This window comes from Massilia sp. Masssp94, from assembly GCF_059491305.1.
The window spans coordinates 2,453,943-2,467,949 of the sequence record NZ_CP168501.1; the positions used below are offsets into that span (position 1 = coordinate 2,453,943).

12 protein-coding genes are annotated in these 14,007 nt (G+C 69.1%); 3 read left to right on the forward strand and 9 right to left on the reverse strand.

Annotated features, from left to right (window positions below):
* Positions 1 to 7: 7 nt before the first annotated feature.
* From ACEN9G_RS10845 to ACEN9G_RS10855, 3 genes are all read left to right on the forward strand, one after another.
* Positions 8 to 520: a GNAT family N-acetyltransferase gene (locus ACEN9G_RS10845; protein ID WP_413338232.1), complete on the forward strand. Its 513-nt coding sequence runs from the start codon at positions 8 to 10 to the stop codon at positions 518 to 520.
* Between the two features lie 102 nt (positions 521 to 622).
* On the forward strand, positions 623 to 1,720 hold the full coding sequence (locus ACEN9G_RS10850; RefSeq protein ID WP_413338230.1) for an NAD/NADP octopine/nopaline dehydrogenase family protein: 1,098 nt from the start codon (positions 623 to 625) through the stop codon (positions 1,718 to 1,720).
* The gene (locus ACEN9G_RS10855; RefSeq protein WP_495605539.1) at positions 1,713 to 3,032 is read left to right on the forward strand and encodes an AMP-binding protein; all 1,320 of its coding nucleotides are present in this window, start codon (positions 1,713 to 1,715) and stop codon (positions 3,030 to 3,032) included. The genes ACEN9G_RS10850 and ACEN9G_RS10855 overlap by 8 nt, the downstream gene beginning before the upstream one ends.
* On the opposite strand, the gene ACEN9G_RS10860 is transcribed toward ACEN9G_RS10855, so the two are convergent.
* The 9 genes from ACEN9G_RS10860 to ACEN9G_RS10900 all read right to left on the reverse strand — a co-directional run bounded on the left by ACEN9G_RS10860 (position 3,013) and on the right by ACEN9G_RS10900 (position 13,997).
* Complete coding sequence (locus tag ACEN9G_RS10860; protein ID WP_413338226.1) at positions 3,013 to 4,041, reverse strand: MBL fold metallo-hydrolase; 1,029 nt, start codon at positions 4,039 to 4,041, stop codon at positions 3,013 to 3,015. The two genes, ACEN9G_RS10855 and ACEN9G_RS10860, sit on opposite strands and share 20 nt — an antisense overlap.
* A gap of 72 nt (positions 4,042 to 4,113) precedes the next feature.
* Positions 4,114 to 5,628 (reverse strand): hypothetical protein, encoded by a 1,515-nt coding sequence (locus tag ACEN9G_RS10865; protein WP_413338224.1) that lies wholly within the window; start codon positions 5,626 to 5,628, stop codon positions 4,114 to 4,116.
* Positions 5,625 to 7,613 (reverse strand): hypothetical protein, encoded by a 1,989-nt coding sequence (locus tag ACEN9G_RS10870; RefSeq protein ID WP_483126639.1) that lies wholly within the window; start codon positions 7,611 to 7,613, stop codon positions 5,625 to 5,627. The genes ACEN9G_RS10865 and ACEN9G_RS10870 overlap by 4 nt, the downstream gene beginning before the upstream one ends.
* Entirely contained in the window at positions 7,597 to 8,466 is an 870-nt protein-coding gene (locus tag ACEN9G_RS10875) for a BatA domain-containing protein (protein ID WP_483126640.1), read from the reverse strand. The genes ACEN9G_RS10870 and ACEN9G_RS10875 overlap by 17 nt, the downstream gene beginning before the upstream one ends.
* Positions 8,463 to 9,347 carry a DUF58 domain-containing protein gene (locus ACEN9G_RS10880; protein ID WP_483126641.1) on the reverse strand — a complete coding sequence of 295 codons (885 nt, stop codon included), beginning with the start codon at positions 9,345 to 9,347 and terminating at the stop codon, positions 8,463 to 8,465. Before ACEN9G_RS10880 ends, ACEN9G_RS10875 begins: the two co-directional genes overlap by 4 nt.
* Before the next feature lie 3 nt (positions 9,348 to 9,350).
* The gene (locus ACEN9G_RS10885; protein ID WP_483126642.1) at positions 9,351 to 10,346 is read right to left on the reverse strand and encodes an AAA family ATPase; all 996 of its coding nucleotides are present in this window, start codon (positions 10,344 to 10,346) and stop codon (positions 9,351 to 9,353) included.
* Between the two features lie 3 nt (positions 10,347 to 10,349).
* A complete protein-coding gene (locus ACEN9G_RS10890) occupies positions 10,350 to 10,970 on the reverse strand; it encodes a DUF4159 domain-containing protein (RefSeq protein WP_413339020.1) in 621 nt (206 codons plus the stop codon).
* Positions 10,971 to 10,975: 5 nt separating this feature from the next.
* Positions 10,976 to 12,613 (reverse strand): TldD/PmbA family protein, encoded by a 1,638-nt coding sequence (locus ACEN9G_RS10895; RefSeq protein ID WP_413339022.1) that lies wholly within the window; start codon positions 12,611 to 12,613, stop codon positions 10,976 to 10,978.
* Between the two features lie 46 nt (positions 12,614 to 12,659).
* Complete coding sequence (locus tag ACEN9G_RS10900; protein ID WP_258853648.1) at positions 12,660 to 13,997, reverse strand: TldD/PmbA family protein; 1,338 nt, start codon at positions 13,995 to 13,997, stop codon at positions 12,660 to 12,662.
* Positions 13,998 to 14,007 lie beyond the last annotated feature (10 nt).

The window sequence follows — 14,007 nt, forward strand, 5'->3', positions numbered from 1 at the left end:
ATGGGGCATGGCCACCGACATCTCGCTCCTGCGCACCGCGCGCCTGCAACTGGTCGTCCCGGCAGCCCGCCACGCGGGGGCATTCGCCGCCCTGCATGCCGACCCGTACACGATGCGCTACATCGGCCAGGGCCGCCCGCTCGACCGGACGGACGCCTGGCTGCACCTCGCCATGCTGATCGGGCACTGGCAGATGCGCGGCTACGGCGCGTGGATGCTCGAAGATCCCGCCGACGGCAGCTTCGTCGGCCGCGTCGGCCTGTTCCATCCGGCCGGGTGGGACGAAGCGGAACTGGGCTGGATGATCGTGCCCGCGCTGCGCGGACGCGGTCTCGCCACGGAAGCGGCGCGGGCCGTGCGCGACGTCGCGTTCGGCACGCTCGGCATGAAGTCGTTGATCAGCCTGATCAAGCCCGGCAACGAGGCGTCGCGCCGCGTCGCACTGAAAGCCGGGGCCATCGCCGCCGAAACCGTCAGCTTCCCGGACGGCCCCCTCCAGACCTACCGCTACCGCAAATAGTTCCCTCATGCGCGGCGCATACGACTGAGCCAGCGCAACTCAACCAAAAGAGTAATGGGCATTGTCATGAAACGTCATCGACGATTCTGATGAGGCTCAAGCATGAACGTGTTAATGGTTGGCGCCGGTAATGCCGGCTGCGCGCTCGGGGCCCTGCTGGCGCTGGATGGCCACCGTGTCGCCCTGCTCAAGACGTCGCGCGCGCTGCATGACGAGAACTTCGACGCGGTCGCCGCAACGCGCACGATCACGGTGAACGGCAGGGCCGGCGCCGGCACACCGCGGACGGCCGCACTGGCACTCGCCACACGCGATCCGGACGAGGCCTTCGACATCGCGCCCGACGCCGTCGTCGTCACCACGCAGACGCAGTGCCACCCGCACGTCGCCGCGCTGATCGGCCCCCGGCTCGACGGCCGCCCGCTCGTGCTGCTGGCGCCCGGCTACCTGGGGTCGTTCCACTTCCTGCCCTGGCAGGCCCGCGCCGGGTTCCTGCTGGCGGAAGGCGAAAGCCTGCCGTACGACGCGCGCCTCGTCGCCCCGGGCACCGTCGACATCCTGTTCCGCAACGTGCGCAACGCGCTGGCCTTCGTGCCGCGGACCCGCGCGGCCGAAGGTCTCGCCCGCGCGGCCCGTTTGTTCCCGACCTATGTCGCGACCCGCACCAACGTGGTCGAATCCGCGCTGCACAATCCGAACCTCGTCGTGCACACGATCGGCACGCTGCTGTCGGCCAGCCGCATCGAATACGCGGAAGGCGAATTCTGGATGTACCGCGAAGCGTTTACGCCCTCGGTCCTGCGCCTGCTGGCGCGGCTCGACGCTGAAAAGAACGCCGTCATCGCGGCCACGGGCGGGCGGCCGTCGCCGTATTTCGACGAGTGCCGCTTCCGCAACGCCGACGACCTGGACGAACCCGCGCTGGCCGTGTTCCGCCGCTACGCGCGGGAAGGCGGCCCGAAAGGACCGGCCAGCATGGAGACGCGCTTCATCACGGAAGACGTGCCGATGGGCCTCGCCCTGCTGTCCTCGATCGGCCGCCTGATGGACGTGCCGACGCCGGTGGCGGATGCGCTGATCGTGATCGCCGAAGGCCTGCTCGACCGCGATTTCCGCAGCGACCCCGAGGCGCGCACCTTGGCGAGCCTCGGGCTCGGCGACGCGTCGCCGGCCGACTTCCGGCGCCTGCTCGATGCTTGAGCGCGCCGCCCTGTACGGCTGGCTGGCGCGCCGCTATTACGCGTGGCGCCCGTATCTTCCGGCCCGCCTGCTGTACCACCCGGACTATTTCCGCCTGCGCGCACTGCTCGCCGGCGACGCCGCGGCCGTCGATACACTCGCGCGGCGCCGCCTGCGCCGCATCCTCGTGCACGCGCTCGCGCACGTGCCGCACTACCGCCGCACCGTGCGCGTCAGCCCCGCCGAGGCGGCGCACGAACCGCTCGCCGAGGTGCTGGCCGCCTTTCCCTGGCTGACCAAGGACGAAGTGATGGCGCGGCAGCGTGACTTCCTCGACAGCCGCCTCGACCCGCGCCGGCTGCTGTACGCGACGAGCGGCGGCTCGTCCGGCCAGGGCATCGGCATGTGGCGCAACAAGCGCCTGGCCGACATCGAAAAAGCCTTCTTTGCGCACGAGTGGGGGCGCTTCGGCTTCTCGTTCGACAAATCGCGCATCCTGCGCATCGGCGCCGATGCACGCCGCCACGCGCACGAGCCGCCGGTGCGCGTGGCCGGCAACCGCCTGATGCTGTCGCCCTACCACGTCGGCGCCGCGCACCGCGCCGCCATCCTCGATGCGCTCGACCGCTTCCGCCCGGACTACGTGCACGCGTATCCCAGCTCCGCGGCGGCGCTGGCCGAACTGCTCGATCCCCGCGACCTGGGTTTCCGCGTGCGCGCCGTGCTGCTGGCGTCCGAGCCAGTCACGCCCGCGCAACTCGCGGCGCTGCGCCGGCTGTTCGATTGCCCCGTCTCGCTCAACTACGGCCTGTCGGAGCGCACGAACCTGGCCTTCGCCACGTGCACCGGGCTTGCGGGCGCGGACTATCGCTTCCAGCCCCTGTACGGCTGGTCGGAAAACCGCTGGGACGGCGAGCGCGCGGAAATCGTCGGTACGTCGCTGTGGAACGACGTGATGCCGCTGATCCGCTACCGCACGGGCGACTACGGCGTGATCGACGCGGGCGGCCGCTGCGCCGCCATCGACGGGCGCGCGCAGGAATTCCTGATCGACCGCGCCGGCAACCGCATCCCCGGCCTCTCCATCGTCATCGACGAAGCCACGTGGGACGTCGTGCGCCTGTACCAGGTGCGCCAGCGGCGGCCCGGCGAGATCGTCCTCGCGGTGGTGGGACGCCACGGCCCGCTCGATGCCGCCCAGCGCGCATTCCTGCTCGACGCCCAGCGGCGCCGCGGGGGCGACCGGTTCGACATCACCTTGCAGGAAGAAAGCGATATCCCGCTGGCGCCGAACGGCAAGCGCAAGCTGGTGGTCAGCGCGCCGGGTGCGTGAGCGGCAGGGCCGGCGCGGGCATCGCCTCGCGCCACCAGTCGGCGCCTTCCTGCGGCTGCGCGAGCGCGAGGCGCTCGCCCATCATCGGCGTCGCCAGCTTCACGCCGGCCGCGCGCGCAAGATCGGCGATGCGCTCGAACGGTTCGTACCACGGGTGCAGCGCCAGGTCGAACGTGCCGTTGTGGACGGGGACCAGCCAGCGCCCGCGCAGGTCCAGGTGCGCCTGCAGCGTCTCCTCGGGCAGCATGTGCACCTCGGGCCACATCGCGTTGTAGGCGCCGTTTTCGACAAACGTCACGTCGAACGGGCCGAAACGCTCGCCGATGGTCTTGAAGTCGTCGTGGTAGCCCGTGTCGCCGCTGAAGAACAGCTTCAGTCCGGGCGCCTCGATCACCCACGACACCCATAACGTGCGGTCGCCGTCGCTCAGGCTCCGTCCCGAGAAATGCCGCGACGGCGCCGCCGTCAGGCGCAACCCTTCCACGTCGGTCGACTGCCACCAGTCGAGCTGGCGCACCTTCGCCGCGTCGACGCCCCAGCGCACGATGCGGTCGCCCACGCCCAGCGGTGCGATGAACTGGTCGGCCTTGGGAATCAGACGCTTGATGCTGTCGTAATCCAGATGGTCGTAATGGTCGTGCGACAGGATCACGCCGGCGAGCTGCGGCAGCGCCTCGATGCCGATCGGCGGCGCGTGAAAACGCTTCGGACCGGCCCACTGCACCGGCGCCGCGCGCTCGGAAAACACGGGGTCCGTGAGCCAGTAGCGGCCGGCGAGCTTGAACAGCATCGTCGAATGGCCCAGGCGCCACAGGCTCGCGTCGGGCGCGGATTCGATGTCGGCCCTTGTCACCGGCTGCACGGGCAGCGGCTGGTCGGGCACCGCCGTCTTCGGCTTCGTCGTCGACACTTTCCAGAACAGCGCCAGCATCTCCATGATGCCCTGGCGGCGGCGCGGGACGACGTTGCGGAAACGGCCGTCGGGGTGACGTGGGGCGGATTCAGACATGGCGGCAGTGGCTCGAAGGACGATGAACGATCATCGCACGTTCCCAAAAATCCTGCCGACGGGTTGGCAAATTCAGCGCCGTTCGCGCCACCACAAGGCCAGCAGCGCCAGCGCGAACACGACGCCGAACGGCCACACGGGCATCCGCTGCGTGCCCGGCGCGACCGGCGCCGGCGTGCGCGCCGCATAATTCTCCGTCGCCGCACGGCGTTCGCTGCGTTGCCACAATGGCCAGTCGCCCGGCGCATACACGTACACCTGGCCGTCGTTCGTGCCCGTCTGCACATGCAGCCAGCCGCTGGCCGCCGGCCACACGGCCACGCAGGCGGCATCCACATATTCTGGGCGGCGCTGCCAGGCGAGCGTCTGTTTCAACTCAGCGATGGTCACGGTGCCGCTCACGCCGCGCGCGCAGACTGCCAGGCGCCGGTGCGGCAGCGGCATCTCCTCCGGATCGAGCCATGCGACGTCCGCGCGGCGCTGCACGCGCAGGCGGTCGAGAACGTCCTGCCACCACAGCGCCAGTTGGCGCGGCTGCGCGATCGCATGACGGTGCCAGTCGCCCACGCCCAGCCAGGCGATGCGGCCGTCTTTCCAGTCGCGCGTCCACAAGCCGTCCTTGCCGGTCCACTCGCCGATGCGGTCACCGGCCGGATTCAAGCCGCCGGACGCCATCGGCAGCACCGTGCCGATGGTCTTGTTGGCCGGCTGCGGCGCCAGCGGCAATTGCACGCTGCGCGCCCACGTGCCGGCATCGCGTGCATTCGCGCCCAGCACGAGCAGCCGCGTACCGCCGGCCACGCGCGCCAGCAGCGCGTCGCGGGTGGCGGCGCCGGCCCGCTCGAACCAGGCCGCGTCGACGATCTCCAGCTCGGGCTTGTCCATCTCCGCGCGCGCCGTCTCGCCACGTTCCAGTCCTTTACCCAGTTCGACCTGCCAGTCGATGACGGCGCCGCTGGCCGCGAGCAGGTCGTCCAGCACGCGCAGGTCGAACGACGGCGCGCCGAACCGTCCCCGCACCTGCAGCGGCGCGGGATCCGTCACCGTGAACGGCACGGGCCCTTCGTCGACGACCTTGCCCGCGGCGTCCTGCAGGCGCGCCTTCAACACGAGCCGTTCCGCGACGGGCGGCAGCCATTGCACGGCGAGGTCCGTGTCTCCCTTCGCTTCGGCCAGTACTTGACCGTTCTCCGCCAGCAGTTGCAGGCGGCCGGGCGCGGACCACGAGCGGTGCACTTTCAACGTGAACACGCGGCCGAGCGCGATCGTGCGGGGGAAGTCGAGATCGATGGCCGGCGTATCCGGCTTTTTCCAGTCGAGCGGACGGGCCGGCAGGTCGTCCCATTCGGCCGCGCGCAGGCCGTCGCTGGACAGGAGCAACGTGCGCACGCCGGCCAGCGTGCGTGGCGGGTCGGCCGCATCGACCGTCAGCGTGGCCCCCGCCTCGCCCGGCAACGCGAATTCGCCGACCGTACCCGCCAGCGCCACGCCCGCGACCAGCGCGAGCACGGCATCGATCCAGCGCCGGCGCGCGGCATACGCGAGCGCGGCCAGCACGCCGATGAGGACAGCGGCGACGGCGCTCATCGTTCGCCTGCCCGCAGCGCCTTCGCGAACGGCGTCTCGACGACGGGCCGCGCCTGCAGCAGCACCGGTGCATCCGTCACGCCCCCGCGCAGCCACGCGGCCAGTTGCGCACGCGCGGCCGGCTTGCCGTCGGCCACGTCCTGGATCGCCCGCTGCGCCGCGAGCCGCTGCTCGTCGTCCGTGATCCGTTCGCGTACCCAGTCGTGCGCCGTGCGCGTCCACAGCGCGGGCAGCGGACCGTCGTGGCCGAGCGCCTGCACGAGGTCGCGCAGGTTCGCCGGCACGATCTCCGCGGCGCCGGCCTGCGCGCGCTTGTAGCTCGCCGCGCCGGCCATGTCGCCGCTCATGCGCTTGTCCTCCTTGATGGCCGGCGGCGCGAACGCCGTCTTGTGCAGATAGATGCGTTCCGACTGCTGCAATTCCTTGATCGCTTCCAGCGCCTTGTACTCGGGCGGCAGCGCGGTCTTCGGCGTGATGGCGCGCAGCGCCTTTTCCGCGTCCCACATCGCGGACAGCGCGCGCCGCAGCAGCTTTTTCGTCGCGTCGTCGAACAGGGTCGCGTTCTCGACCGAGTCGTGCGCGTGGCCGAACTCGTGCAGCACGTCGAGCTTGGCGCCCGCGCCGTGACCATGATCATCGTCATGATCGTCGTCCTTGCCGAACAACGTGGATTCCTCGCCGAGGAACTGGCCGTAGCGGCGGCGCAGCGCGGCCTGGTCGGACGCAATGCTTTCGCTGCGCTCGCGCACTTCATCGTCGCGCATCTTTTTCGACCGCATGTCGGCCACCAGCTGCTCCGTGTCGATGATCACCTGGCGCTGGCTGCGCAGGCTTTCCGGCTTGACGAGCGTGGGCAGCGCCGTCGTCTCTTCCGCCTGTTCCGACGGCGGCGCGGGCAGGCGCAGCGTGTAGGTGGGCGACTGCACCGTGTGCGGCCGCGCCGCGTTGTCGCTCGCGCGCACGAAGAAGTACAGCTCGTCGCCCGGCTCCATGCCGAGGTCCGTCAGCAGCCAGTCCTTCGTCCAGCTGCGCCGGCGCGGGTCGCTCGACGCGGGCAGCGGCAGTTCGCGGTCGCTGAAGCGGATGTTTTCGCCGCTGCCGCGCGCCAGCGTGAGGTGCAGCGTGGCCTGCTGGACGCGGTAGTCGTCGGTGACGGTCACCGCGATGGCTGCGCTCTTCGCATCGCGCGGCAGGTCTTTCGTCATGTCGTTCGGCTGCGTGACGGCGATTTCCGGCGGCTGGTCCGGGATCACCTTCAGGGTGTAGCGCGTGCCGCGCCAGCGCCAGAAGATGGATTCCGTCGCCGTCCAGCGCGCGCAAGCGGATCCCGCGTGCAGGGTCTGGCCGTCGCTCAGTTCGATGGTTTCATCCGCCTTCTGTAGGTCGTCCAGGCACCATTCGACCGCGGTCTGCTCGGGCACCTGCGCATCCTTCGGCGGAGACTCCCATGGCGCCACGCCCGTGTACGACGGCGGCGCCAGTTTCACGACCAGTCCCGCGTGCGTTGCGGCTGCCGCTACCGGACGGCCGGCCGCATGAGCGGCAGCTTGCGGACTGGCTGCATGCGGCAGCAAGGTCGAACCCCACGCCAGCCCCGCGAGCGCGAGATTCGCGAGCAACCACGTCCAGCCGAACGGCACGTGCGCGGCCACGATGGCGCGCACGCGGCGCGGCGGCAGCGCGGCATCGATGCGCTTCAGCAGGCGCCCGCGCTGCAGGCGCGCAACGGACGTTTCCGGTTCCTGCGCCAGCAGCGCGGCGCTGTCTTCCATCTCGGGCACGGCACCGTCGATCCAGTGCGTCCAGCCATGCGCCACGTGGCGTTGCAGGTGCAGGCCGTCCCACGCGCAGAACGCCGACCACGCCAGCAGGCCGGGGCCGGACCGCAGCAGCAGCCATGGCAGCGCGCCAACGACCCACAAGCCCGCGCGGCGCAGCAATGCGGCGCGCCACAAGCGCCGCGCGAGATCAACGGCGCCGGACATGGGTCACGATCCTTTCAAGTGCGAACAGCACGACGAGCGCGAGACCCAGCCAGTGGCGCAGCGCGCCGGACGCCGGGCCGGCCGGCGCAGCGGCGTCCGGCTCGAGCGCCTGCGCGGGCGCCGTGTAGGGTTGTACGCCGACATACCGGCGCTGCCACGCGGCGAACAGGGCGCGTGCGCCGTCGGCATCGTGCGGCGGCTCTGCGCGCCACAGCGGTGCGCGCAGGCCGGGCGGCGGCGCGTCGGGCCGGTCCCACACGACGAGTTCCGTGCGCGGGCCCGGCGCCGCATCGACGACGATATGCCACACGCCCTCGGCCGCCGCGAACAGCCGGTGCCACGCGTCGGCGCGGTCGCCGAAGACGGCGACGTGACGTTCGACCGGTGCCGCGGGCACCGCCGCGGTGCGCAACTCGACGGCGTGACGGAAGCGCGGCAGCACGGCGGGCATGACGGCGTCGCCGGCGACGACCAGGCGCGCACCCGGTTCGAATTCGCGCTCGTGCGCGTGCAGCCACGTCACCGCGTCGCGATCGGGCAAGGTGATGCGCTGCCCAGCCTCCTTGTCGACGACCGCCGGCGGCGTCCCCGGCACGACCAGCACCGTGTCCCCGCGCCACGCCAGCACGAGGTCGGCCAGCAGCGCGATCAGGGTCACCAGCAGCAGGCAGCGCAGCAGTAACAGGATCACGTCGTGCCAGTGCCACACGCGCTGCTGTTTCGGTTCCGCCGCCGGCAGGAAGCGTGCCGAGGCAAGGAAGGCCGTCTTCGCCTGTTCGCGTTTCTGGCGGTGCCACAGGATGGGCAGCAGCACGACGGGCAGCGCCCACCACCACAAGCTCATTCCGTTCATGCGGCCTGCGCCCTCCGTAACCACGCACGCAGGACGTCACCCGGCGCCTGCTCGATGCGCGCCTGGACCAGCGGCACGTCGTTCTTGCGGCACGCGCGCACCACCTCGTCGAAGTGCGCCGTGCGGTTGCGAACGTACGCTTCCTTCACGTCACGGCCGAAGCGGTAGACGGCGCCGCCGTGCTCGGGGTCGCGGTAAGCCGGTGTCGCGTCGAACGCGGCATCCACCTCGGCCTGCGTGTGCAGGCACAGGGCGCGCACGTCGTGGCGCATGCGGCGCAGCCGGAGCAGCGCGTCGGACAGCGGGGACGGCCAGTCGAGAAAGTCGCTGGCCGCGCACACGACGCCGGGCGCGCGGGAAAAATGCAGGCTGGCGCGCAGGGTGTCGGCGCCGGGCAGCACGCCGCCCGCCTCGACGCCGTTCAGGCGCGCCAGCACGCGCTGCAACTGGCGCGGTCCGCGCGCGGCCGGCGTGAAGTCGGCGCGCTCGCCGCGGCACACGATAAGGCCGAACGCATCGCCCTGGCGCTGCGCGATGGCGGCCACGCACGCGAGCAGCACGCGCGCATACTGCAGTTTCGTGAGCCCTTCGATGCTGCGGCTGGGTTCCGCCATCGACGCGGTCGCATCCAGCACGAGCCAGACGGCGACGTGGCTGTCGCGCTCGGCCTCGCGCACATAATATCGATCGGCGCGCGCGAGGAGTTTCCAGTCGACGCGGCGCCACTCGTCGCCGGGCGCATAGGCCCGGTATTCCGAGAACTCGACACCAGCGCCCCGTTCACGGCCGGCGTGGATGCCGTGGCCGAGCCCCGCCAGCACGTGGCGCACCACAAGGTCGAGGTTGGCCGCGTGTGCGATCAGCGACGATGAAGACAGCACGTTTTACTCGGTCCGGATGCCGGCGTGCAGCGCGGCGAGAATGTCCGCGATGGCGATGCCGTCCGCCTCGGCCTCGAAGTTGCGCAGCACGCGGTGCGCCAGTACGGGCAGCAGCATGGCGCCGATATCGTCGCGCGTGACGGCGAGGCGGCCACGCATCAGCGCGCGCGCCTTCGATGCCAGTACGAGGGCCTGGCCGGCGCGCGGGCCGGCACCCCAGCCGATGTGCTTGCGGATCGCTTCGACGGGCGAATCCGCCGGGCGCGTGGCGCGCACGAGGCGCGTCGCGTAGCGCAGCATCGACTCCGAGATCTCGATGTCGCGCACGAGCAACTGCAGGCGCAGCAGCGTCTCCAGGTCCATCGCGGGGTCGGCATCTGCCAGGCCGGCGTGCGTCGTCGCGCCGACCATCATCATCTCTTCATCTTCGGTCGGGTAGCCGACGTCGATGCGCAGCAGGAAGCGGTCGAGCTGCGCTTCCGGCAGCGGATACGTGCCGGCCTGTTCGATCGGGTTTTGCGTCGCGAGCACGAAGAACGGTTTCGGCAGCTTGTGGGTCTGGCCGGCGAACGTCACGCTGCGTTCCTGCATCGCTTCCAGCAGCGCGGATTGCGTCTTCGGCGGCGCGCGGTTGATCTCGTCGGCGAGCAGCACCTGCGTGAACACGGGGCCCGGCTGGAAGCGGAACACGCGCTGGCGCGTGGCCTGGTCTTCTTCCAGGATCTCGGTGCCGACGATATCGGACGGCATCAGGTCGGGCGTGAACTGCACGCGCCGGAACTGCATGTCGGTCGCCTGCGCCAGCGATTTCACGAGCAGCGTCTTGCCGAGGCCCGGCACGCCCTCGACGAGCGCATGGCCGCCGCCCAGCAGGCACGTCACCAGCAGGTCGATCACGTCGCGCTGGCCGATGATCACGCGGCCCATGCTCGCCTTGAGCGCGTCCACCTTTGCCGCCAGGTCGGCGATCTCGTTCTCAGTCCATGCAGCTTCAGCCACTTGCTACGCTCCTAACGCATATTGAATGATGTTCACCGCGAAGCGGGTGTTGTCGACCGCGAGCCAGCGCTTGTTGCGGAAGTCGTAGTCCCACTCGCAGCCGTAGTCCTTGTTCGAATACAGCACGCCGATGCGGCCACCCACCTCGATGGCGCGCAGGTATTCGTGCACGAGATCGTCGCCCCAGCCGTTCAGCTCCACCGACGTGTTGGGCGGACCGTCGAAGTGGAAGAAGCTGGAATACAGGCGGTGATCATTCGGGATCTTGTGCAGCGCCTTCGGGCCGAAGATGCGCGCCATCTCGGCCTCGAAGGATTTGGCGAACAGGCCGTCGATGTCGTGGTTGCAGTCGTCCACGAACACGAAGCCGCCGCCCTTCACGTAGCGCTCGAAGTTGCGCCGCTCGGCCGGCGTGAACTGCACGAGCTTGTGTCCGGCCAGGTAGCAGAACGGCGCTTCGAGCATCTTCGGATCCGCCAGGGCGACGATGCGCTCGGCGGTATCCACCCGCAATGTCGTGTACTCGACGAGCGAGTTCAGGACGTTGCTGGGCATGCGCTGGTCCACGTCCCAGTCGCCCGACTCGTACGTCAGCCGCGTGAAGTAGAAGTCGTACGTCGCCATTCTCTTCAGCCGATCCTGCGGCCCGTGTTGATCACGTTGATGCCGTTGAAGCGCGCCGTCGACGTGCCGTGCGAGACGGCGCTGACCTGGCTCGGCTGGCCCTTGCCGTCGAAGAAGGAGCCGCTCATGCGCCAGTCGCGTTCATCGCAGATCGCCGTGCACGCATTCCAGAAGTCCTGCGTGTTCGACTGGTACGCCACGTCTTCCAGCATCTGGCCGATCTTGCCGTCCTTGATCTCGAAGTACAGCTGGCCGCCGAACTGGAAGTTGTAGCGCTGCTGGTCGATCGAGTAGGAGCCGCGGCCGAGGATGTAGATGCCCTTCTTGACGTCCTTGACCATCTCGTCCGGGGTCATCTTCTGCGTACCGGGGACGAGCGACACGTTCGGCATGCGCTGGAACTGCACGTTGCTCCAGCTGTCCGCGTACGAGCAACCGTGCGATTCCTTTTCGCCGATGATGTGCGCCTGGTCGCGCGTGGCCTGGTAGTTGACGAGGATGCCGTCCTTGATGATGTCCCAGCGCTTCGCGGGCACGCCTTCGTCGTCGTAAGCCACGGCGCCCAGCGAACCCGGCGCCGTCTTGTCGCCCGTGAAGTTGACGATCTTCGAGCCGAAATTGAAGTTGCGCGACTCCCACTTGTCCAGCGTGCAGAAGCTCGTGCCGGCGTAATTCGCTTCGTAGCCCAGCACGCGGTCCAGCTCCGTCGGGTGGCCGACGGATTCGTGGATCGTCAGGAACAGGTTTTCCGGCGCCAGCACGAGGTCGTACTTGCCCGGGTCCACGCTCTTCGCCGTGAGCTTTTCGCGCGCCTGGCGGCCCGCGTTCTTCGCTTCCTCGACGATGTCGTAGCCGCCGTTGTACAGCGTGGCCACGCCGCCGGCCGCGCGCACCTTGTGCGCCGCCTTCACGTCGAACCACTCGTAGCCCATGCCGACCGGCGGCGCCAGGCCCGCGCGCGAGCGGAATTTTCCCGTCGCCTTGTCGACCGCGGTCGCGTTGATCGGCGCCCACAGGCGGTGGATGTCCTGGTCGATGTACGAGCCGTCGGTCGATGCAAAATACTTCTGCTGGTTCACCTGGAACAGGTTCGCCGTCATGAAGCTGGCGCCGGCCGCGAGGCCCGCCTTGTTCGCGGCGATCAGCAGGTCGGCCTTGTCCTTCACGGGGACCGTGCGCCAGTCTGTTTTGATCGGCGTGGCCCACGCGACTTCGCCCACACCTTTCACGGGTGCGAGCTGCACGGGTTCCGTCTGCAGCTTCGCGTTGGCCTTCGCGATGGCCACGGCTTGTCTCGCGGCGCCGGCGACGGCATCCGGGGTCAGGGAATTCGTGGCGGCGAAGCCGTAGGCGCCGGCGGCGATCACGCGTACGCCGATGCCCGTCGATTCGGTATTCGTCACGCTCTCGACGTTCAGGTCGCGCGTGGTGATGTACTGGTTCAGGTAGCGGCCGATGCGCACGTCGCAGTACGAGGCGCCCGCTTTTTTCGCGGCGTCCATCGCGGTATCGGCCAGCGACTTCTTGAAGCTCAACGCGAGGGGATTGAGCAGTTCCTCGGCGGCGATCGCGTTGCCGAACACGGGGACCAGCATGGCGCCGGCCGTGCCGGCACCGATTTTGAGGAAGGTACGGCGTTCCATTGTTTCTCCATTGCGCAGGGCGGGCACGGCGTGCCCGCCCAACACATCAAACCGCGTCCGACAGCGACGTGAAGTTGAAGTCGCGGACCTTCATCGGCGGAATCAGCATCTGGAACGGCACCTCGTCGCCACCGATGACGACCGGCTTGCCGATCTCCTCGATATTGTTGAGCATCGTGACCGGGCTCTCGTTGAAGCGGAAGTTCTTGATCGGGTACTTGATCTTGCCGTTCTCGATGTAGAACGTGCCGTCGCGCGTGAGGCCCGTCAGCAGCACCGATTGCGGGTCGACCATGCGGATGTACCACGTGCGGGTCACGAGCACGCCCTTCTTCGTGTTGGCGATCAGCTCCGCCGTCGACTTGTCCGTGCCGGCCATGATGATGTTGCCCGGCGTGGCCGTCGCCGGCACGCCCTTCTTCTTGGCCCAGTACTGCGAGTAGTTCAGCGCATTGACCTTGCCGTCCTTGATCAGGTCCATGCGCTTGCGCGCGATGAGGTTCTCGGTGTCCCACGGCAGCACCGGCACATCCGGGTTCCACGGGTCGGCCCAGATGTTGACCTGCTGGTCGAACAGCTTGTCGCCCAGGCGCGAGGCGCCGCCCTTCTTCGACAGGAAGCTGCGGCCTTCGTCGGTCTGGCGCGCATCGAAGCCGAACAGCATGTAGCCGAGCAGCTCGGACGTGGCGGCCGGTTCCAGGATCACGGTGTAGCGGCCCGGTTCCAGCGCCTTCGCGTCGACGGAGCGCAGCGCCTTCTCGATCGCGACGTCGGCCGCCTCGCGCGCGTCGAACCTGTTCGCGTCGGTGGCCGAGCGCTTGACCCAGCCGGAGCCGCGGCCGTCTTCCGTGCGCACGGTGCAGGTGAAATCGAGGCTCGTCTGCTGCTGGTGGCCGTACACACCGTTCGAGTTGGCCACGCTGGAGAACTGGTTACCGTCCGTGAAGAAGCCGGCGGCGACGAGCTTGTTCTTCTTGCAGGCTTCGATCGCGTACGCCGCGGTCTGCGCGCGGAATTCCGGATCGATGGCGGCCGTCTTCGCGCTGAAGGTCTGCGACGCCTTGTAGTCCTGCTTCGACACGGCCGGCATGAATTCCGGATTCTCCGGCGCCAGGCGCGCGAGGTCCTCGGCGCGGCGCACGACTTTTTCCAGCGACTTGTCGTCGAATTCGTTGATGGTCGCGGTGCCCTGGCGCTTGCCGAAAGCGACCGTCACCGAGATGTTGGTGTCGTCCGCGAGGCCGGCGGTGGAGACCTGGTTGCGCGCGAAGCGGATGTTGCCGTTGCGGCTGCCGCTCACGGTGACGATGCATTCGTCGGCCTTCGAGAACGAGAGGACGCGGTCGGTGATGTGTTTGGTCTGTTCCTGGGTCAGGATGGTCATGGTCGTAGGT